The organism is Achromobacter sp. CF-sbj1-Ac2-l (genome assembly GCF_052698165.1).
On record NZ_CP199855.1, the window covers coordinates 5,701,051 to 5,721,756 of the forward strand.

Sequence of the window (20,706 nt, forward strand, 5' to 3'; positions counted from 1 at the left end):
CTTACCTCTTCACCATGAGAGCGATGAAACGAATGTCGGCGTTGTTGCTCACCGAGTTCGACGAGACCACGGTAATTTCCGTGTTGCCTGCGCGAGCCTGGCCAATAGCGATAGCGGTTACCGGCAGGCTGTAGTACTCAATCGGTTGCCAGCCATCACCGCTCCCGCTCTGCCAGGATGTCTGCATGCCAGCGGCTTCCTCCTTCATTTCGCCATTGACGTAGATGCGAAGATTCGACGTAGTCGCTGGATACCCTCCTCGGTACGCAATCACCACCACCGGTCCTTCCACGTTGCTGTTGATGATTGCCGTACCGCCCTTCTTGCCGGACCACGATACGGGAATCGTCACCGCATTCCCGGCGATCGACAACGTATCCACCTGCGCATCGTGAATATTGGCGCGCTTGATATACGCCTGGCCCACGTTGGCAAGTTGCGCGGCAATCGTATTGACATCGATACGCTGCGCACTCATCACCCCGGCATTGATCTTCTCCGCACTCAAGCTCCGGATCATCGCATTCGTGATCTTCGCCGAACCGATCAAGGCGTCGTTGATGAACGTCTGCCCGTTCTCGATCACGAACGGCGTGGTCGTCGCGCCGTTGGCCACGTTCAGCAGCGCCAGCCGGTCGGCCTGGAAGTACACCGAGGTCTGCATCTGGCCATCCGGCTGGGAGTAGGCGCCCAGCGACATGCCCGCTGCGTAGATCTTGTTGTCCTTCGTGACCTGGGCCTTGATGCTCCAGGTGGCCTTGAGCTGGCCGTCGACGTCCACCAGCGCATTGCGCGTTTCCTGCACGCCGGCGGCCGCGCCGTTGGCGGTCGCCATCACCGTGTCGACGCGCGCGGACAGCGCCCCATCGGCATCGGCCCGCTTGGTCTCCTCCGCCGTGATCGCTGCGCGGGTCTCGTCCAGGCCGGTGGTCAGGCCATCGATGGTGCCGGTCAGCTCCTGGGCCAGTTCGTCGCGGCTGATCTTGCCGTTCAGGTATTCCAGGATCTCGCTGGCTTCCCAACTGGACTCGCCCATCACGCCCTGGTCGCCCGGATACCAGGCGCCGATCTCGCCGTTCAGGGCAACGATTCGGCCCCAGAAGTAGAAGCGCTTGCCGGCCGCCAGCCCCATCAGGGTATGGGCGCTTTGCGGGAAGGCGAAGTCGCCCAGCTTGACGGCGCTGGCGCGGTCGTCGGACGCGCTGTACCAGATCTCGGTGCGCTGGGCGGTGAAACGCCCTTCCGGAAAGGCCCAGCGCAGGTCGATGCCGAATACCAGCGGTTTGGCGGCCAGCAGCGCCAACGCCGGCGGCGGCGCGATGTCGCCTTCCAGCATTGTCTCGGTGGAGTTGACCCACACCGACGAGATGTCCGACACGTTGATCGCCCGCACCCGCGCCACGTAGGCGCCGGCGCGGATATCCGGCAATTCCAGCGTCAGCGCGCCGGTGCGGCCCGCTTCGACCCAGTCGGAATTGTCGCGCCGCCACTGCACCTGGTACGCCACGGCCGACGGCGCCGCGTCCCAGCTAATGACGCCGACGTGCCGCGCCAGGCCCTGGTCGATCACCGAGCGCGAGGCCAGGCGGATGTTCACAGGGGCCGGTTGCACCGACGGCGGCACGACGGTGATCGGCTTGGGATCGAGTCGCGTGCCGAAATCGACGTTGTCGAACTTGCCGGGTTCGTGCTGCACGGCGGCGATCTCGGCCACCAGGCCTTCCTTGCGCTTGACGCTCAACACGCGGAACGTCTGCGCCGACAGGGCCTCGGACTCCAGCGTCCACACGCACTCGGCCTGCGGCGCCTGCGAGAACGGCGTGGTGACCGTGATGTGCAGCACCGTGCCGGGCAGGCCGACCAGGTCGGCGGTCAGCTCGGTCGAGTCCACCGTGAAGACGGTGTTGTCCACGGTCAGGCCGGTGCCCACCGCGGTCGCCACCACGCGGGTCTCCGACAGGCCGTTGGGCAGGTTGACGGTCAGGCGGTCGCCCGGCCGCACGCCGAGTTCGGCGTCAACCGTGACCTGCGTCGCCGAGCCTTCGCGGATGCGGCCGCCGATGCGGCGGCCCGCCAGATGCTGGTCGGCCACGCGAATGACGCTGCCCGGCCGCACACGGCAGGCGTCCAGGCCCACCGAGAACGTGACCGAGCGCGTCTCCAGGTTGGAGGTCAGCAGCATCCACTTGCCGATCCGGTGCGCCTGGCCGCGCGAGGTGCAGCCGAACCCGGTCACTTCCACCTGCTGAATGCCGTAACGCGCAATGCCCTCGCGGTTCTCGACATACTCGACCTTCTGGCGACCCATCTCGGACATGTCGTTCCAGGACACCAGCGCCACCGTATAGCGCGTGGTCAGCGCCGAGCCGACGTAGTTGAAGCGCCCATCGACCACGTTGGCCGACGAGAAGGTGTAGACCGGATCGCCCGGCATGTCGGCCGAGGCGAACACGGCGGCGTTGGCCCAATAGGCCATGCCGCGAAAGATCGAGGCGAAGTCCTGCACTACCCGGTAGGCATCGGCCGCTTGTTGCAGGTAGACGTTGCAGGTAAAGCGCGGCTCCTTGCCGCCGAAGCCGTCATCGACCATCTCGTCGCAGTAGCGGCCTATCTGGTACAGGCCCCACTTGTCGAGCCAGCCCGCCGGCACGCGCGTGCCCAGGCCGTAGCGGTCGTTGCTGATGAGGTCGTAGAACACCCACGCCGGATTGTTGGTCCAGGCCAGCTTGAAGGTGCCGTCCCACACGCCGTCATAGCGGCGCAGGTCCGGGTGATAGTTGGACGGCACCCGGATGATGCGGCCGCGCACGTGATACGCGCGGGTGGGAATGCTCTGGAACTGCGACGCGTCGATCTTGATGCCCACCAGCGCCGACATCGGATAGCGCAGCTTGGCGTCGACGATCTCGGTGACCGTGTCCACCACGGTGCGATCCGAGATGGTGTTGCTGTTGGCGTTGGGCGTCACGCGGCGCACGCGCACGGTCCAGCCCTGGCGCGCGCGCGGCAGCTCGATGCGATGCGAGCGCGTATAGCGCTGGGTGGTCTTGCCGTCGAACGCGGTCGACAGCACCGTCTGGTAGCCGGCGCCGTCGGTGTTCAGCTCGATCACGTATTCGACGCGGTAGCCGTTGATGTCGCCGTTCTTGGTATCCGCGCGGCTCAGGCCTTCGACCGCCAGCGTGACGCGCACGGCCGAGGCCTGCAGGTTGGTGAACAGACGCGTCCACGGCTGGCTCGACTTGAGCTCGGCGTTGATGCCGATGGTGTTTTCCGACGCGGGAAAGCCGGGCAGCGGCTCCTGCAGCTGCGTGCCGGTGCGAAAGTCGATCGACGCGCCGGCGAAGTTCAGCGAGCCGTCCTCGTTGGCCACGGGCGTGCCGTTCAGGTAGACATCGCGCAGCGCGTTGTCCATGCCGTGCACGGGGCCGTAGATCTCGCCTTCGCCCAGCAGGTCGATGACGCGCGCGTAGGCGGTGCTGTGCAGGCTGTCGGGCGATTCCACCGGCGTGCGGCCGCCGCCGCCGCCCTTGCCCTTGTGGCCGACAAGGCCCCGGCCCTCGGCCAGCGGCTTGCCGCCAAAAGAAAAGGCGCCCGCGGGCGCCCTGTTCCTGATGCGATGTCGTTGTTTCATACCTGGTCTTCCGAATAGATGCCCGCGGAGATCGTGGCGCTGCCGACGAACATTTCCCCGTACAACAGCGGCACGGGATTGCCCTGTGCCGTCGTGTTGACGGGCCCGTTGAAGTTGTAGGAGGCGCCGTTCTCCGGCCGATCCCTGGCGCTGAGCAGCCGCTGCTGCGGCGACAGCAGTTGCGCGACGCCGCCCAGCATCATCGACAGGCCCAGCGTGGCCGTGGCCTGAATCATGCCCCCCGCCGTGAACGCCGCCGTCAGGCCGCCGCTGTAGAACGCCGCCGCGGCGATCAACGCCGCCCCCAGTACCGTCTGGAACAGGCCGCCGTTCTTGGCGCCCGCCAGCACCGGCGCGATGCGGATGGCATCCGCGCCCACTGGATATCCCAATTCGTCTTCCGACAGATTGCGGCGGCCGGCAAAGCAGGCAAAGCGCACGCCGCGTTGCTCGCTGTTCGCGAGCGCGCGTTCAAAGCCCGGCAACAGGGCGCACAGCGCCCGCACCGCCTCGGCCGGACTGGCCACGGCCAGACGGTGCTCGCGGCCGAAGCGCGCGCCCAGCCAGCCGTAGAGCCGGACCACTCGTGTCCTGTCGTTCATGTCTTTTCTCCATGGCGCAACACCACCCGGGTGGCTTCACGCCAGAATCCGCCGTACACGACTCGCTCGGAGTCGCGCCCATACAGGTGATGCAGCATCGCGTCGGGCAGCGGAAACAGGTCCGGCGCTTCGCTCAACGGCTGCGCGCCGAGGAAGACGCCGGCATGGTTGGCGCGGTCCGAACGCACCTGCATCACCACCACGTCGCCCGGCGCCAGCGCTTCATGCGGCTGCAGCGGGCGAAAGCCCGCCTCGGCGTAGTGATCCATGTACAGATCGCCGGCGCGGCCAGGTTCCCACCAGCCATCCTCGCGCGGGAAGTCCGGCAGGGTGATGCCGCGTTCGCGCGCATACCAGTCGCGCACCAGCGAATAGCAATCGAGCACGCCGTGGGCGAACTGGCGCCCCAGCAGCGGCGCCTGGAAGCCCTCCGGCGTGAAGCCGCGGATCTCGCCGGCCTTGACCTTGCCGTCCAGATCCTTGGCCACGGCAACGATGTACCAGGGCAGGCCGGAGGCCTCGCAGGCCACCCGGTCGGCTTCGCTGGGCAGCGCCGCCGCATCCGGGTGCGAGTGCACCACGGCCGTGATCCGGCCGCTTTCCTCGGCCGCCGCGTAGTCCTGCGCCGACATGACGAAGTGCTCTTCGCTAGCGGCGGTATTGCGGCACGGCACATACCATTCGCGTCGGCCCGCCTTGACCACCAGCCCGCAGCATTCCTGCGGATACGTCGCCACGCCATGGGCGCGGATGGCCTGCATCGTGCGTTTGAGCATGGCTATCCCCTGACCAGGTCGGCGGACGGAAAGCCGCCGAAGTTGATGACTTCGTATTCGCCGAAGCGCTTCTTGCAGTCGGACATCAGGCCCGAACAGCGGTCCAGCGTCGGATCGCTGACCGGCTTGCCATCCAGGTCGAACATGCGGCTGCCGGTGTAACCGCAGTAGGGACCGCGATAACCGCCCTTGCGCAGCCACGAGCACACGCCGGCGATGATCGGCCGGTCGGGCAGCTTCTGGCCGTTGAAATCCAGCGCGCTAGAGAGCGAGAATTCGACCACCTCGGCGGTTTCGGCGGTCTTTTGCTGCACCAGCCAGACTTCCTGCGGCAACTCTTCCTGCGGATCGGCGGTGGGATTGCCCTGCGGGAAATTGACCGCATCCAGATACTTCCCGAGCGTGCGACGCACCACCACGCGCGCGCCCACCAGGTCGTCCAGGTGGACGCAAAGCGCCGAGATCACGCCCACCACCGGCTTACCCTTGTCGTCCTGCCCAATGTTGCCCACGGACAGCGTCGGCGAGGGCTGCTGGCCCTCTCCCACCAGTTCGAACCCTTCGGCGCGGATGGCCCACGGATCGTACTGCTGCCCCTGCCACCAGATGGGTCCCACTTGCGTGTAGCCATGGAAACGCAGGACCTGGCCGCCGATGGCCGTCGCATCCAGCTCGAACAGCTCGACCAATGCGCCGACTTCCAGCTTTTGAACGTCTGAATAAATACCCATTGCTATTCCTCTTCAGCCTGCCGTGGCGGTTGTCCGGACTCGCCGTCCCCGCCACGCAGGCGCTCGACCTGTCTGGTCAGTTCCTCGATACGCCGGTGCATTTCCTGCATGGCGCAGACCATGCGCGCGACCAGCTTGGAGCTGTCGACGCCTTGCAGCTTCATGCGTGGCGCGGCGCCGTGGACATCGGTCATGACCGCGTCCTTTTCGCCCGACACGGCCAGCGGCGCCACTTCCTGCAGTTCATGCGCGATGAAGCCATCCTGCGCGCTGTCGTCCATCACCATCCGGAACGTGCGTGGCCGCATGCGCAGCACGGACCGCAAGGCCCATGCGCCGTCCATATCCTCGATGTCGTACTTCACGCGGTAGTCCGACGTGGTGTTGTACGAGGTTGCCGACGGCGAGGTCTGGATGGTGCCCACCAGCCCGCCTGCGGCGTTGGTGAACACGATTGGCGACGTGTTGTCCGCCTGCGGGCTATACAGCGTGCCGAAGCGGCTGCCGCCGCCTTCGAAGTTGATGGCCTGCCGCACCAGGTAATTGCGGCTGTATTCCGCGCCCAGGACCCAGGTGGCGGCGGTGTTGATGCGTCCGCAGTCATAGCCGATGACTTCGAATATCAGCGGCTGGTAGGCGCCCGTCCCGGTTCTGCCGCTGGTGATGTACGAGCCCGACGGAAAGCATTGCAAGGACAGCACGCTGGCGTTGGCGCCGCTGTCCTGCCACACGTTCACGCGGCTGCCCGCGGCGGCGGTGCCGGGTGCGACATTCAGGTTGCCCGTGCCCGACAGGCTCTGGAAAACCCCGCCCGCATTGGGACCAAAGCCCATCGCGCCGCGGACTTTCCAGGCGGCGGAATCAAACACCAGGTCCTGCGCCACGCTCGGATCGTATTTCGCGTAGGCCGTTCCATTCCAGCGGTGCCAGCCCGCGCCGTCGACGTAGATGTCGCCACAATCCGCGGTCGGCATCTGCAGCGCATTGCTCCAGCTACCCACGGCGCGCCACGGTTGCCAGCCGCCGTTGGTGGTGTTGCCGTGGCGCACATAGCGGCGCGGCTTCTGGCCGGTGAAGAGCACCGACACTTCCTGGCAAACGATCCCCGCCGACAACCAATAGACATTCATGTAGCCGACATTGACGGCGGCGCTGGGCGGCCAGTTCGATCCGGCCGACATGGGCGTCGCCGCTCCCCAGGTGTAGAACGTGTTGTCCGAGACCAGCGTGTTGGCGTCCGTCGCGGCGGTCAGGTAGACATGCGTCATCGCCTGATCGGCGCGGGCCTGTTCGAACCACGGCCCCCAGGTGGCGACGCCCGCGCTCTGGAAACGGTTGCGGATGAACTTGCGCGGATTGGCCAGCGTATAGGTGGTGTACTCCTGGTACACCGCGTTGTTGCTGCCGGTACCGAATTTCACCGACAGCAGGCCGGCCAGCGGCGCGGGATAGTTCGCCCCGGCCGCCGCGGCCGCATTGGTGTTCTGGCTGTAGTCGCCCGGCGTAGCATAGGTATCCAAGTCATCCGCAGCGCCCAACGGCCGCGCGTTGACGCCCGGGATCTGCGCCTGCGGCACCTTGCCGGCAGCGTCCAGTGTGGCAATGCCGCCCGGCGCTGCCAGTTGCCCTGAATCGACGCTGGCCACCCAGGGCGACCAGGTTCCGGTGATCAGCGAACGGTTATATACCTTGTTGCCATTGCCGGCGTAATACACCTGGCACACCCCGGAGGTAACGCTGGCGCCGCCCTGGGGCGAGGCAGACATGACCAGCAGGTAGCCCGACTGTCCGACCGGAAAATTGCTGCCCCCGGCCGCGATCGCCGACGAGGCGACGGCCCACAGGCCCCGTTGCGTATAGCTGTTCAGATCCTGCGCGGCCGCCATCGATCCGGCATAGGACACCACGGTCGAGACGTCGGTCAGTTCCTTCCAGGCGGACCAGGCGGTCGCCGACACCCGCACGCGCCAGAAGCGCTGCATGGCGGCCGCAACATTGGTGCGAGTGGTGTAGACCTGCGCCACCGGCGTGCCGGTGGCCGTGACTTCAAGAAAGCCGACGTTGGCCACCGGATAATTGGCGCCCGCCGTGGCCCCGGCGATGGCGGACTGATAGAACGAACCCGGCGTGGCGTAGTCATTCAGATCGTGCGCGGTCGTCGGCAGGACGGCCGCAAACGCGCTCGGGATCTGCGCCACGGGCACCTTGCCATTCGCATCCAGCGTGGCCAGACCATTGGCGGCCCCTTTCTGCGACAGCGCCGGCAACTCCTGCCAGGCGGCCCAGATGCCACCATAGAACGAACGCCAGAAACGACGCGAATAGGTGCCCGACCGGTACTGGGTGTATTCCTGGTATACGAACAGGCCGTCCGCGGAAGCCGCCACTTCCAGCAGGCCGGCGTTCGCGATCGGATAGTTGCTGCCCGTCAACGCGTTGGCGTTGGCACCCTGATGATAGCGTCCGGGGTTGGTCAGCGTGTTCAGGTCCACTGTCGCGCCAAGCGTCGACGCATTCCACAGGCCAGCCAGTCCGGACTGCACGTCGGCGAAGTTCGCGTTCACCTTCTGCATGGCCACGCGCAGCGGATCGCCCGCCTGGTCGTTGTCGGTCTTGCCGACATTGATCGCTTGTAGGGTTGCCATGGTGTCAGGGCCTGAAGACTTGTTGGAAGGTCACGGCCAGCGAGTACATCTCGCCGCCCATCGCGGTCAGGTCGTAATCCGTCGCGGTGTAGTAGCCCGGCTCGCCCAGCGGCGGTTGCCACTGGAAGGCCCGATACCCCTGGTGCCGGTCCAGGAATGCCACGATCGGCCCGACCTGCGCTCCCGAGCCGGAGAACTGCAGCGGCCACGAGGCCACTTTGTTGTTGATGCCGTCGGCCGCGGTCTGGCGGTAGCCATCGCCGAACTGCGCGCTCAGCACGCGAAACTTGGTCCGCCCTTGCGGATTGACGCGCGGCGACCAGGTGAAGGTTTCGATTGCCATGATCATGCCCCCGCTAAACGGTTGTTGTTGGCTTGCCAGGCCAGGCCGCCCTGGCGATACGATTGCGTCATGCGGCGGTCCACAAGCTGGGTGACGTATTCGCCGATCTGCTGGCCGAACTGCTGCCACCCGCCCTCGCCCGATTCGCTCGAGGAACTGACGTTGCCGTCCTGCACGTAGACATTGACGGATACCCCGCCGGCGGTCTGGCCCGTGTCACCGCCCACATTCGGGAAGGCGGCGCGGATGCCGAGCGAGCCGTCGGCGCCGCGATGCAGCGGCATGATGGCCTCGGGGCCGGCTTCGCCCATGACGCCCATGGGGAAGGCGACGGGGCTGGAGACCATGCCGTTGGTGAAGGCATTGCCCTTGGCGTTCAGGGAAACGGGAAACGCCTGGGCCACCGATGGCACGATGGCGCTGGCGGTACTTGCGCCACCCGAACCGAACAACCCAGCAATGAAGCCGCCCGCCTGGCCAATCCAGCCCCCCAGGCCGCCCGAACCCGACATGAATTCCTTGCCCAGCAACGTCTCCATGAGCTGGGCGGAGGCGGCCGATGTCACCATCTTCGCCACGTTGTCCAGGAACGACAGCCCCATCTTGTCGAATTTCTCGGAAACGAAGTCGTACATCTTGGTGCCCAGGATGTCCTGGATCTTGCCCGCACCGTTGCGCGCCGATTCGAGCAGCTTGTCGTTCACCTTCGCCATGAAGTCGCCGTCTTTCTCGACGAGTCCGAGATTGCGCCGTTCCTTGTCGTACTTGTCCTGGCTCAGCCTGCCGTCACCTAACGCCTCATCTAGCGCCGCCTGCTTCTGGCGTTTCTCCTCGCTGGCGGCCGCGTTGGGATTCACGAGGCTCTGGATATACGCGCTCATCTTCACGTCGTTGCGCTGCTTGTCCAGATCCAACGCGCCGACCATCAGGCTGATCTTGTCACCAATGCTCTCGCCCGAGAACCTGCCGATGCTGGCCTCGACCTCCATCTTCCCGACTTCGGTATCCACGCCCAGCATCGCGCCGGCCTTCTTCATTTCCGCCAGCGCCTGCTCGACCGCCTCGGACCGGATCGCCTGGGCATGCTTGTTCAGCGCGTCCGTCGACTTTTTCTTGCCGTCGGTGCCCTTGTCGGTGGTGTCGTTGCTTTTCTGGCACACGGTCGCGGCCCGCGCAACGGCGCTCTCCCATGCCCGCCGGGCCGCCGCATTGCGATTGAGCTCGAGGGTGTTCTGTCTGAGCGCCCTGTTTTCCGCCTCGATATTCGCGGCGTTATTGTTGTTTGCCATGGTCCTATACCTCACATAGATCCGCCTCCGGCCCGCTCGCGCGGGCCGGACACGTCGTCAAGACCCCTTCTTGACCTTCGACATCAGGAACGCCTTCAACGCGTCCGCCCCCGCTTCGGCGGGAGGTTCCTCGTCTTGCGCGCCCCAGCGCACCAGCATGTCGGCGGCGCGCACCTTGCCCCCCGCCGCGCGCGCCACCGTGGCGGCCAGGCTGGCCGTGAGCACGTCGGCCCGGTCGTCGCCCAACGGAGACGTGCGGTCCCACTCGCGCCACAGCGACACTTCATGGGTGTCGATGGTGTCCATCAACTCGCCCAGCGTGCGCCCCAGTCGAAGCGCCAGGACCATCAGGAAACGGAGGTCTGGCGTTTCCTGGAGGGCTTTTTTGCGCGCTCCTGCGCCCCCTCCCCGAGGTTGCCCAGCTCGATCGCCTTGGCCACCAGCGTGGCGTGCGCCAGCCCGTAGGCCGCGGCCACGACGTCAACGTCTTCGTCGTCGAAGACGCGGCGCGGCCCCTGCTCGGTCTGCTCGAACAGCGTGCGCACCAGCAGGCTGGCCGAGGCGCGGGTGTAGTCCACGCCCGGCGCGTCCAGCTTGGCGCGCACCACCTCGTTGTCCTCGCCCGGCACCACGCCCGCGGCCGCCCAGATCGCGCGGATATGGAACAGGTGATCGCCGGCGCTGGGCGCGCGCACGATGACGCGGGCGTCCTGCCATTGCGGCACGGTCAGGGTTTCGTGGGCGAAGCCGGCCAGCGGATCGACCGCCAGGCCGCGCAGGCCAGCCGCGCGCGCGGAGGATTTGATCGACGTGTCCGTCATGGCGTTCAGCCCCCGTTGGCGGGCGCGTCGGTCAGCTTGACGGCGCCGGTGACACGCACGTTGAACGTGGCGGACACGACGTTGTCCAACTGGCCTTGCCACTGGTATTGCGTCACCAGGCCGAGGAACTCGAACTTGGCGCCGTCGGCGAAGGTCACGCGGAAGGCGCGGGTCTTCTTGTCGCTGCGCGCGGCCACCAGCGCCTTCTGGGCGGGATCGCCAGCCTTCCAGTTGCCGGCCATGCTGAAGGTGCCGCTGTCGTCCAGGCCCAGGGCGTATTCCTTGGCGGTGGACTTGAGCACGGTGACGTCGATCTCGGTGGTCTGGCCGCCCTGGAAGTTCGGGTCCTTGATGGTGATGGCCAGATCGGCATACGTCAGGCCGGCGGCGCCCAGGTCTTCGGTAGCCGTGGTCGACACTTCCAGTTGGGTGCCCTGCGTTTGAACGAATTGCGAAACGGTAGTACCTGCCATTGCAGACTCCAAAAAAAAAAAGCCCGCCAGAGGCGGGCAATAGTGGCGTTTCCGGGAATCCGGAGCGGCCATGAAAAAGCCCCGCGGCGATTGCCGAGGGGCTTGGTCGATACGTTCAGATTTTCTTCGGGCGCAACTTGGCCCGACGACTCAATTATGCGGACGTGGTCCGCGCACCGCAAGCCTTTGCGCGATCGGCGTGTCGCACCTGCGGCGCCGTCACTAGCCCGCGCCGGCGCAACGCCGGCAGCAACGCGACCTTGGCTTCCTGATAGGCGGCGTGCTGCTGCTCGGGCGTCAGGCGCGGATTGCTGAAGACGCGGGCGCCGGCCGCGCGGTTGCCGGCGTGCACGCCGATGGCCGAGCGCTGCTGCCACGGCAGCTCGTCGATACACAACTCCGTCTGCTCGCCGCGCGCGGCGGCCAGGCGGGCGTCGACGTCCTCGTCGTCATAGGCCTCGTCGGCCGTCATGCCGCGCGCGAATGCCGATACCCGGCCCACGCCCAGCTTGGGCCGGTAGCCGCGGCTCCATTGGTACCACTCCATGATCAGCGCTTCGACCTGATCCGATTCTTCCCGCGTCATGTTCTGCCCCTTCTGATTCTGGCCCTGCGCCGCTTGCGACCGGCCGGCCCGCTCCGCCGGCCGCGGCGCAAAGGAGCGCGCGATGGCGGCGCCCGCCTGCGATGCCGCCGCGACCCAGCCCTGCGGGGCCTGCAATGCCATGTTTCCTGCCTGATTCATTCGCCGCTCCTTGCCGTTGAGTTCGATGCCGGCGTCCGTCGCTGGCGGACCCTGCCGGGTTGGCGCCACCCGGGCGCCGGGGTTGCGGACCGCCGCTGCGGGGGTCCGTATGGATGAGGAAGAGAAGCCCTTCGGTAGCGATACGCTACCCACGCTTCCGTCTGATAACAGCACACATTTTGGGTGATCCATGACTGGAATTCTACAAGTGTATAATCTCGATTTCAACACTTGTTGTTGCACAATTTTCCACAACTGTTTAGCGTCGACACCATGGCTCTCGGAAAACAAATCAGGCGCTATCGCGCCGCTCTCGGTCTCACCCTGGAACAGCTCGAAGCGCGCACCGGCGTGGGCGTGGGCACCATCGCCGCGCTCGAGGGGCGCGACAGCGAACGCTCGAAGTACGCGGCCCGCCTGGCGGCGGGCTTGGGGCTGTCACTCGAGCAACTGCTGGACGAGTCGGCGCAGTATCCGCCGGACATCGTGCTGGCCGATGCCGGCGGCGGCGATGCGCCGCCCGTGGATGTCGGCGCGGGCGACGATCTGCGCATCCCGCGCTTCGATACCGGCGGCGCCATGGGCGCGGGCGTGGAGCTGCGCGACCAGCCCGGCGTGATCCAGAGCCTGCGCGTCAGCCAGGAATGGCTGCACAAGAACCTGCGCCACTACACCGCGGCCGCCAACCTGTGCGTGGTGACGGGTTTCGGCGACAGCATGCGGCCCATGTACAACCCGGGCGATCCGCTGCTGGTGGACCTGGGCGTGGTCAAGGCGGACGTTGACGGCGTGTTCTTCTTTCGCGTCGGCAACGAGGGCTTCATCAAGCGCCTGCAGCGCATTCCCAGCGCCAACGGCCTGCTGATCCGCGCCAAGTCCGAGAACACCAAGTACGACGCCTGGGACATCACCGAAGACATGGACCTGCAGATTTTCGGACGCGTGTTGAAGGTGTGGCGCAGCGAGGATCTCTGACGCCGCCCGGCGGCGTCAAGCGGGCGGGCGGCGCGCGGCGGCAAGATGGAAGCGGCCTCGCACGCCACCGCCCGGGCGTGTGCGCTACAGTCCGGCGCGCCGCGGTTGCGGCGATTGCCAGCTTCCGTCCAGCAAGGCCGGTTTGGGCCAGTAGTAACGCAGCGTGATCGTGAAAGGCCCCGCCGGCGCAGACAGCCAGTTGGCCTCGCTGCCCTTGCCGGGCGACTGAGGCTGGATGTGCAGCGTCAGCCCGCCGTCGCGATCGCGCTTGAGCGCGGGCAGCATCGCCGAATCGACCCGCGTGCGCCGGGCGGTGTGAGGCGCCTGCGCGGCCCCGGCCGTGCGCTGCAGCGTCACCGACCAGAACGCGTTGACCGGCGGCAAGGCGCGCGGCGCGAACCGCAGCACATACGGCTGGGCGCCATCCAGCGGCTGGCCCGTGGCGTCGGTGGCCAGCACCGCCGTGATCGATTCTTCGCGGCTGTCCGTGCCCAGGCCGACCTGCGCGCCGGTGGCGCGCGCCAGATAGTCGTTGCCCAGCGTGCGGCGGTCGCCGAACAGCGTATCGGCCTTGCCGTCCAGCGCCAGGCGGCGCTTGTCGATCTCGTTCTGGCCGTCGTGCATGCCTTCCTGCATGACCTGGCGCAGGCGCGGATTGCTGCCGTCCGTGACCGCCGGCGCGCCCGGCCGGATGCGCATGCTGTCGAGCCGCTTGCGCAGCGACTTCTCGCTGTGCGCCACCGGCGCGAACTGCAGCAGGAATCCCAGCTCGTTGTAGAACTCGAGCGAGGTACGCATCTGCGCTGGCGCTTCAGGCGCCAGCCAGTCGACCGCGGCCGCCGTGGGCGGCGCCTTCTTCAGATAGGCCGAGAGCGGCTGGATGCGGTAGCCGGCCTCGATGCGCCTGACGCTGGCCTGGTCCGCGGACGAAAAACGCTGGATGCGTCCCGAAAGGCTCACCAGCTCGGTTTCGGCGCGGAGCACCGCGGCCATCCCCTTGGGCGCGGCGCCGCTCCAGCGTGGCCCCGCCACCAGATACCTGCCGCCGCCATTGCCCGTCGCGCGGCTGCCGATGTAGGCGAAGTTGAAGCCATACAGGTCGGTCAACCGCAACGCGTGGTAGCGCCTGGCTTCCATCGGCGGCACGCTGATGACGACGGGCTCGGCGCGCAGATCCAGCACGGCCGAAAACTGCGGCGTGTCATCCGGCGACGGCTCGGCGCGCACAAGTGTGTTGAACGGCCCCCGGTAGCGGGGATTGCCCCGATCGATGCTGGCGGCATGCATGGCCTGATAGCTGGCCACCATGGGATAGCCGTAGACATAGGCTTCCTTGGCGATGCGGCGCGCCTCGGGCGCCGACACCCCGTCGATGCCAACGTACTGCGCCCCCGTCGCCGCGTCGGGCGAGGTGAAACTGCAGCCGGCCGCGGCGGTGCACAACATCATGACAAACAGGCCGCGAACAGAGCGGCTCGATCCAACGCCTGCGGGGCGTATGCGCATTCCATGCTCCAACACGGGAAGTGGTTGGCAACGCCCGGATGGCGGCAGCGTCGCGACCGAAAAAACAGTCGCGCAAATTCTGGCACATTTCGCCACGCTCGGGATAGCGCGCGCCGATGACGGCACGACTTTGCGCACCCCGCGCAGGCGCAGGTTGCTTGGCGCGCAACGCGAATTCGGTGAATCAGTCCGGCAAACGCAGGGCTTCCAACTGCCGCGGCGGAATCGGCGTGATCGCGCTTTCGGTGGCGGAGGCGTCGGTGGTCAGGTGCTGGATCAGGTCGAGCGTGGTCGAGCGGCGGGTCAGCATCAGGCAGGTGACTTCCGCGTCGGCCACGCGCGTGGCGTGCCAACAGCCGGGACGCATGCAGACGCCCTGCCCGGGATCGACGCGGAATGCCGCCAGCGTGTCCAGGTCGGGGCTGCCGTCGGCCGCGCTGCGGGCCACCACCTGGACGATGGCGCCGGTCAACGGCACGATCGCCTGCTGCGTCAGCAGGTGCTTTTCCAGGCTGGCGACATCGGGCGAAGCGCTGCGGTAGTTCACCCACAGCACCTCCGCGTCGCCGCCGGCCCCGGTATTGAAGACGTGCTCCTGCCAGAAGTCGGTGGCGTCGTTGCTGAACAGCGGCACGCCATTGCCCTGCGGGATCGGCTTGCCAAGCATCCAGCCATAGGATGCGAAGGCCTCGGCGGTCAGATCGTAGATAGGCAATGCGGCAACGCGGGTCATGGCTCGTCCTTGGCGGAAGGGGCAGTGGTGGTGCGCTTGGGAAATTCGGCGGCGTAGTCGAAATCGCCGCGCGCGATCGCCGCCAGGATGGCGGTGCGCCGTTCGGCGGCGCGCTTGAGGTTGGCGGCGGTCGGCTTGACGCGGATGCGCTCCACGCAATGGCGGCCCTGGTAGAAGAAACCGATCTCGATGGACGATTCGGATGCCGGCCGGACGCCGTCGAATCCCTTGCTCATGCCGACACCTACGCCGGATGCGAGCCGGCGCCCCTGGAAAGACCCGGATTATCGCAGTTTTTCGAGTATTCCAGCCGCGTCGCCGCCCTTGTCGTGCACGGCCTGGCCGGTCGGCGCACCAGACCGCGCTGCGCGGCATCGGGTGGCGCGGGCGCTCGTCGGACTGCAGGATCAGGATGCGCGGGTCGATGGTGCCGCGATCGGTGGTGCGCTGGCGCATATGGGCCACGGCCGCCGCGCCTTCCGTGGAGGCGGCCTTCGGCGCTGTTATAACGCCTATTGCCCTCACTCTGGAGACCGCCATGCCCACCGACCTGTCGTCGCAGTACGTCTTCCTGGACGCCGCCGGCCACGCCACCGCGCTGGCGGGCGGCGACGCCTTCTGGTCGCAACCGAAGGAGGACCTGGCGCGCTACGGCCGCGGCTGGCTGGTGTCCGAATACGCCTGCGCCCGCGACTGGCCGCAATGGGAGATGCATCCACAAGCCGACGAGATCGTGCGCCTGATGGCCGGCGCGGCCGATCTGCACCTGGAGGGCCCCGCCGGCGCGCGGGTCGTCCGGCTGCGGGCAGGCGATGCCTATGTGGTGCCGCGCGGCGCCTGGCATACGCTCAAGGTGGTGGAGTCCTGTCGCATCCTGCACATCACCATGGGCGCGGGCACGCAGCACCGGCCGGTCTGAAGCCCGCGCGGCCGCGTAGCGCCCCCGGGCGGCGTCCCGGCGCGGATCAGCCCGCCGCGACGGCGGCGCGGATGCGCGGTAGCTCGCGGTCGTCGATCGGCCAGTGCAGCGCCGCCGACAGCACGCCCAGCGCCATCGCGCCGATCCAGATCAGGTCGTACGAATGCGTCGCCTCGTACACCACCCCGCCCAGCCAGACGCCGAGGAACGAACCCACCTGGTGGCCGAAGAAGACGAAGCCGAACAGCGTGGTGATGTATCGCACGCCGAACACCTGCGAGATCAGGCCGTTGGTCAGCGGCACCGTGCCCAGCCAGACGAAGCCCATGACCGCGGCGAACACGTACACCGACGCGGGCGACAGCGGCAGCAGGAAGAACAGCGCCATCGCGGCGGTGCGCAACAGGTAGATGCCGGCCAGCAGATACTTGCGGCGATGGTGCGCGCCCAGGATGCCGCAGACATAGGTGCCGGCGACATTGGCGAGCGCGATGATGGCCAGCGCCGCGACCGCGTCCGCCGCCCGCAGGCCCTTGTCCATCAGGTAAGCCGGCAGGTGCGTGCCGATGAAGGCGAGCTGGAAGCCGCAGGCCAGGAAGCCCAGGTTCAGCAGCCAGAAGCCAGGCTGCGTGAAGGCCTCGCGGATCGCCGCGCCCAATGGCTGCTCCGGCGCCGCCGCGGCGCCAGCAACCCGCCGCGACGTCTCTTTCAATGGCCAGGCCAGCGGCATCACCACCGCCAGCACCGCCGCGAAGATCATCAGCGCGCCGACCCAGCCCGTGCCGCCGATCAGCCACTGCGCCGCCGGCACCATGGTGAACTGCCCCAGCCCGCCGACCGCGCCGGCCACGCCCAGGGCCCAGCCGCGCCGCTCGGGCGGCACCAGGCGGCTGAGCGCGCCATAGATGACGGCGAACGCCGTGCCGGAAAGCGCGACGCCGATGCAGATGCCGGCGGTCCACATGAAGGCGGCGGGCGTAGCGGCGTGCGCCATGCCGGCCAGCCCCACCGCGTAGAACACGAGTCCACCCAGGATCACCTTGGCCGAACCGAAACGGTCGGCGATCATGCCGGTGAACGGCTGCACCACGCCCCAGGTCAGGTTCTGCACCGCCAGCGCCATGGCGAAGGTTTCGCGTGACCAGCCCCTGTCCATGGTGACCGGCAGCAGGAACAGGCCCTGCACGTGGCGCACGCCCAGCGCCAGGCCCATGACGATGCCGCCCGCCAGCACCATGAGCCACAGGTTGCGGGGCGCGGCGGCGCGAGCAGGCGGGGAGGCGACGGACGATGCGGCGACGGACATGGCGAACCTCGGGCGTGGGACGTCGATCCCGTGCGGATGGATGGATGACGCTATTACAGGGGCGCCGGGGCCGCGCTTCAACTGATTATTTTTCGCCGGCTGCATGCGCGCCGGGAATGCCAAGCGGCAGCCACAGCGAGAACACCGACCCCTTGCCGGTCACCGAGCGCAGCGAGATGTCGCCATGCAGCAGGTCCGCCAAGCGGCGCACAATGGCCAGCCCCAGGCCCAGCCCCTCGTCCCCCCGAGACGCCGCCGGCGCGCCGGCGCCGCGCGTGAACTCGGTGAAAACGGCTTCCCGCAGTTCAGGCGCGATGCCCACGCCGGTATCCCAGACCTGGAGCAACACCCCGCCCCGCCGCCTGCGCGCCGACAACAGCACCCAGCCCGCAGGCGTGTACGACAAGGCGTTGCCCAGCAGATTGTCGAGGATGCGGCGCAGCAATGCCGGATCGGTCTCCAGCGTCAGCGAGGTCGGCGCCACCACCAGGCGCAGGCCCCGGGCCCGCGCCTGCGGCTCATAGTCCAGCCGGACGTCGTCGAACAGGGCGTCGAGCGCGACGACGCGGCGCTCGGTGCGAACCAGGTGCGCATCCAGGCGCGACACATCCAGCAGGCCGTCCAGCAGGCGGTTCAGCCCGTCCAGCACGCCCTGCTGGCGCCGCGCCACATGCAACGCATCCTGCGGCGTGACGCTACCCTGCTCCGCACGGCTGGCCAGGATGTCGGTGAACATGCCGAGCGCGTGCACCGGCTGGCGCAGGTCGTGCCCGGCGGCGGCCAGGAAGCGCGTCTTGGCGCGGTCGGCCGCGGCCACGCGGTCGCGTTCGTGTTCCAGGCTGCGGATCAAGGCGCTGTTCTCGAAGCGCAGCGCCACGGTGGTCCTGAGGCTGCGATAAGTGACCGCGCTGAAATACAGGTTCACCGCCAGCAGGCAGACGCCGAAGGCCGCGTACACCAGGTGCAGCCCGTCAGCCGAGACCAGGCAGGCGGCGATGAACGGCGCCACCATGCCCAGCGCCGACCCAACATAGGCGGGCGGACAGGCCGACAGCGACGGCACCGCGCCACTGCACATGCCGGCCAGCATCACGCAGCCGAACGCCAGCAGCAGGTCCTGTCCCGACATCACCGCCAGCAGCCCCGCCAGTCCCCACAGCAGGCCCGAGGTCCACGACAGCAGGCAGAAGCCGCGCACCCAGGGCCGCACGGGCCCGGCCGCGCGCCGCACGAACCGGCGGCAGACGACCACGCGCGCCAGCGTCAGCAGATACACGGCGCCGAGCCAAGCCGCCAGCACCCCGGCGGGCGCGGCGTCGCGCATGACGTACAGCACCGGCAGCGCGACGGCGAAATTGGCGAACAGGACGCCATAGGATTGCTTGTAGAGCAGCGTGGCCAACTCGGTCGCGACGGCGTCGGCGACGGGGGCCGCGTGCATCGCGGAGGCGTCCGGCGATTGGGGCGGGGATAGCGCGGCAGGGGCGGTCATGCGCCTGGATCGGTCCCTATAATGGTGCATCATTCTGACACAAGCCGCGGCCCCCTCACCGCCTTCATGACTCCGACCTCCCCGCCTCCCCTGCTGCGCGTCCTGCTGGCCGATGACCATGGCATCGTGCGCGAGGGCCTGAAAATGGTGCTGAGCCAGGCGGGCGCGATGATCGGTTCGATCGACGAAGCGGCCACCGGCGAGCAGGTGCTGGCGCTGCTGGCCGCGCACGGCGCCGACGTGCTGGTGCTGGACCTGGGCATGCCCGGTGTGGCTGGGTCGGGCTGGGTGCGCGCGCTGCGCGTGCGCCATCCCGCCCTGCACATCATGGTGCTGACCGCCAATACCGACGCCCGCAGCCGTCAGGCGATCCTGGAGGCCGGCGCCGACGAATACCTGGCCAAGACCGGCAACTCACGCGAACTGATGGCGGCGATCCAGCGCCTGCATGACGGCCGGGCCGGACGCCCGGCCCAGCCGCGGTCCACGCACGCGCCGGCGCCGGCCGAAACCCTGACGCGGCGCGAGCAGCAGGTGCTGGCGCTGGCTGCGCAGGGCGCCACCGCCGCGCAGATCGGCGAGGCCCTGCACATCAGCCCGCTGACCGCGCGCAAGCATCGCGAGAACCTGATGCGCAAGCTCGCGCTGCACAGCACTGCCGAGCTGGTCGCCTACGCGGTGCGCCTGGGCCTGCCCTGCGCCTGATCCGCGCGACGCCTGCCTGAGCGCGGCCTCGCCGCGCTCGCCAAAATACGGCACGCGCCGTATTTGCTACCGAATCTTCCAAACGTAGACTGGTTTCGCAGCATCCGCTTTCTCTTTCCGACAGGGCCATGGGAGATCGCGGGGCTGCACCGCACTCCTCCACGCCACTTTCCGCGCGGACCCGCCCGGGCCGCGCAGGACAGGTGCGCGCCCGCGCCAGGCGCCCGCCGCGGCGCTGCGGGCGCTCCCGTCCACGACCCGCTGCGCCGCCACCATGCCCCCTGCTTCCTGTCCGTCCGCCGTCATCCCGTCCTCGCCGCACGCCGATCCGGTCAGCCAGTTGGTGCGGGACGAGTCCGAACGCCTGCGCCGCTTCGTGCTGCGCCAGGTGGGCAACAGTTCAGACGCGGAGGAAATCACGCAGCAGGCCTTCGTCGAAATGACATCGTGCTACGACCGCTTCCGAGGCGAGAGCAAGCCGTCGACCTGGCTGTTCGGCATTGCTCGCAACCTCATCCGCAACCACCTGTCGCGCGCCCCCGAACGGCGCTATGCGTTCGTGAGCGAGGACGCCCTGGCCGAGGAACACGATCGCCGCTCGGACCCCGCCGCCCGCACCGAACTGCTGCAGACGCTGCGCATCATGGACCGGTCCTTGGCCGCCCTGCCGCCCGACCTGGGCGACGTGGTGATGCTGATCTGCGCCGACGGCATGTCGTACGAGGAAGCGGCGACGCAACTGGATCTGCCGATCGGTACGGTGCGCAGCCGCCTGTCGCGCGCGCGATCGCTGCTGCGCTCGCGCATGCGCCAGCAAGGCGCCTGGCTCGACAACTGAAGCGTTTGCGGACGCGTTGTTAACGGTTCGTTTTCTATAGTTACATTTGCCGCTTCTTTACCTGCTACTGCTGGTTACAGTGCTGCCTTCGTTCCTCTTTGGCAGGCATCACCACCATGCGGCACGTCCGGCTTCGCTTGATTCCCCTCACAGCCCTCCCGTGCGCCGCCGCG

The 20,706-nt window shown here is 67.8% G+C and carries 20 protein-coding genes; 4 read left to right on the forward strand and 16 right to left on the reverse strand.

Going from position 1 to position 20,706, the window contains the following annotated elements; all coding sequences use genetic code 11:
* Position 1 precedes the first annotated feature (1 nt).
* From ACUDCK_RS26125 to ACUDCK_RS26175, 11 genes are all read right to left on the reverse strand, one after another.
* Entirely contained in the window at positions 2 to 3,634 is a 3,633-nt protein-coding gene (locus tag ACUDCK_RS26125; RefSeq protein WP_217481212.1) for a host specificity protein J, read from the reverse strand.
* Positions 3,631 to 4,236, reverse strand: a complete 606-nt coding sequence (locus tag ACUDCK_RS26130; protein WP_064525013.1) for a tail assembly protein — start codon at positions 4,234 to 4,236, stop codon at positions 3,631 to 3,633. Before ACUDCK_RS26130 ends, ACUDCK_RS26125 begins: the two co-directional genes overlap by 4 nt.
* Complete coding sequence (locus ACUDCK_RS26135) at positions 4,233 to 5,012, reverse strand: C40 family peptidase (RefSeq protein WP_064525016.1); 780 nt, start codon at positions 5,010 to 5,012, stop codon at positions 4,233 to 4,235. The genes ACUDCK_RS26130 and ACUDCK_RS26135 overlap by 4 nt, the downstream gene beginning before the upstream one ends.
* A 2-nt stretch (positions 5,013 to 5,014) precedes the next feature.
* Positions 5,015 to 5,743: a phage minor tail protein L gene (locus ACUDCK_RS26140; protein ID WP_054500539.1), complete on the reverse strand. Its 729-nt coding sequence runs from the start codon at positions 5,741 to 5,743 to the stop codon at positions 5,015 to 5,017.
* Between the two features lie 2 nt (positions 5,744 to 5,745).
* Positions 5,746 to 8,388 carry a pyocin knob domain-containing S74 family peptidase gene (locus ACUDCK_RS26145; RefSeq protein ID WP_175167014.1) on the reverse strand — a complete coding sequence of 881 codons (2,643 nt, stop codon included), beginning with the start codon at positions 8,386 to 8,388 and terminating at the stop codon, positions 5,746 to 5,748.
* A 4-nt stretch (positions 8,389 to 8,392) separates the two neighbouring features.
* The gene (locus ACUDCK_RS26150; RefSeq protein WP_054501195.1) at positions 8,393 to 8,731 is read right to left on the reverse strand and encodes a phage tail protein; all 339 of its coding nucleotides are present in this window, start codon (positions 8,729 to 8,731) and stop codon (positions 8,393 to 8,395) included.
* 2 nt (positions 8,732 to 8,733) lie between these two features.
* Positions 8,734 to 10,020, reverse strand: coding sequence for a phage tail tape measure protein (locus ACUDCK_RS26155; protein ID WP_175167013.1), 1,287 nt, complete (start codon positions 10,018 to 10,020; stop codon positions 8,734 to 8,736).
* A gap of 57 nt (positions 10,021 to 10,077) precedes the next feature.
* On the reverse strand, positions 10,078 to 10,368 hold the full coding sequence (locus ACUDCK_RS26160) for a phage tail assembly protein T (protein WP_064525023.1): 291 nt from the start codon (positions 10,366 to 10,368) through the stop codon (positions 10,078 to 10,080).
* Positions 10,368 to 10,841: a phage tail assembly chaperone gene (locus ACUDCK_RS26165; RefSeq protein WP_054500535.1), complete on the reverse strand. Its 474-nt coding sequence runs from the start codon at positions 10,839 to 10,841 to the stop codon at positions 10,368 to 10,370. Before ACUDCK_RS26165 ends, ACUDCK_RS26160 begins: the two co-directional genes overlap by 1 nt.
* A 5-nt stretch (positions 10,842 to 10,846) precedes the next feature.
* Positions 10,847 to 11,314 (reverse strand): phage tail tube protein, encoded by a 468-nt coding sequence (locus ACUDCK_RS26170; RefSeq protein ID WP_049076510.1) that lies wholly within the window; start codon positions 11,312 to 11,314, stop codon positions 10,847 to 10,849.
* Between the two features lie 154 nt (positions 11,315 to 11,468).
* Positions 11,469 to 12,059 carry a hypothetical protein gene (locus ACUDCK_RS26175; protein ID WP_240806451.1) on the reverse strand — a complete coding sequence of 197 codons (591 nt, stop codon included), beginning with the start codon at positions 12,057 to 12,059 and terminating at the stop codon, positions 11,469 to 11,471.
* 273 nt (positions 12,060 to 12,332) lie between these two features.
* On the opposite strand from ACUDCK_RS26175, the gene ACUDCK_RS26180 reads away from it, so the two are divergent.
* A complete protein-coding gene (locus ACUDCK_RS26180) occupies positions 12,333 to 13,034 on the forward strand; it encodes an XRE family transcriptional regulator (RefSeq protein WP_064525095.1) in 702 nt (233 codons plus the stop codon).
* An 84-nt stretch (positions 13,035 to 13,118) separates the two neighbouring features.
* Here the strand turns inward: ACUDCK_RS26180 and ACUDCK_RS26185 are convergent, their stop codons facing one another.
* The 3 genes from ACUDCK_RS26185 to ACUDCK_RS26195 all read right to left on the reverse strand — a co-directional run bounded on the left by ACUDCK_RS26185 (position 13,119) and on the right by ACUDCK_RS26195 (position 15,509).
* On the reverse strand, positions 13,119 to 14,483 hold the full coding sequence (locus ACUDCK_RS26185; RefSeq protein ID WP_231132938.1) for a DUF1254 domain-containing protein: 1,365 nt from the start codon (positions 14,481 to 14,483) through the stop codon (positions 13,119 to 13,121).
* Between the two features lie 241 nt (positions 14,484 to 14,724).
* Positions 14,725 to 15,273 carry an ureidoglycolate lyase gene (locus ACUDCK_RS26190; protein WP_054500532.1) on the reverse strand — a complete coding sequence of 183 codons (549 nt, stop codon included), beginning with the start codon at positions 15,271 to 15,273 and terminating at the stop codon, positions 14,725 to 14,727.
* Positions 15,270 to 15,509 (reverse strand): Arm DNA-binding domain-containing protein, encoded by a 240-nt coding sequence (locus ACUDCK_RS26195; RefSeq protein ID WP_064525030.1) that lies wholly within the window; start codon positions 15,507 to 15,509, stop codon positions 15,270 to 15,272. Before ACUDCK_RS26195 ends, ACUDCK_RS26190 begins: the two co-directional genes overlap by 4 nt.
* Before the next feature lie 302 nt (positions 15,510 to 15,811).
* Here ACUDCK_RS26195 and ACUDCK_RS26200 point away from each other — a divergent pair, with 302 nt between their 5' ends.
* The gene (locus ACUDCK_RS26200) at positions 15,812 to 16,192 is read left to right on the forward strand and encodes a cupin domain-containing protein (RefSeq protein WP_144655630.1); all 381 of its coding nucleotides are present in this window, start codon (positions 15,812 to 15,814) and stop codon (positions 16,190 to 16,192) included.
* A gap of 46 nt (positions 16,193 to 16,238) precedes the next feature.
* Here ACUDCK_RS26200 and ACUDCK_RS26205 read toward each other — a convergent pair whose 3' ends face one another.
* Positions 16,239 to 17,429: an MFS transporter gene (locus tag ACUDCK_RS26205; RefSeq protein WP_054500529.1), complete on the reverse strand. Its 1,191-nt coding sequence runs from the start codon at positions 17,427 to 17,429 to the stop codon at positions 16,239 to 16,241.
* Positions 17,430 to 17,583: 154 nt separating this feature from the next.
* On the reverse strand, positions 17,584 to 18,990 hold the full coding sequence (locus ACUDCK_RS26210) for a sensor histidine kinase (RefSeq protein ID WP_175167012.1): 1,407 nt from the start codon (positions 18,988 to 18,990) through the stop codon (positions 17,584 to 17,586).
* 66 nt (positions 18,991 to 19,056) lie between these two features.
* On the opposite strand from ACUDCK_RS26210, the gene ACUDCK_RS26215 reads away from it, so the two are divergent.
* Together ACUDCK_RS26215 and ACUDCK_RS26220 are read left to right on the forward strand one after the other, a co-directional pair.
* Positions 19,057 to 19,695: a response regulator gene (locus tag ACUDCK_RS26215; RefSeq protein WP_054501193.1), complete on the forward strand. Its 639-nt coding sequence runs from the start codon at positions 19,057 to 19,059 to the stop codon at positions 19,693 to 19,695.
* A gap of 274 nt (positions 19,696 to 19,969) precedes the next feature.
* On the forward strand, positions 19,970 to 20,533 hold the full coding sequence (locus ACUDCK_RS26220; RefSeq protein WP_054500527.1) for an RNA polymerase sigma factor: 564 nt from the start codon (positions 19,970 to 19,972) through the stop codon (positions 20,531 to 20,533).
* Positions 20,534 to 20,706: the final 173 nt, after the last annotated feature.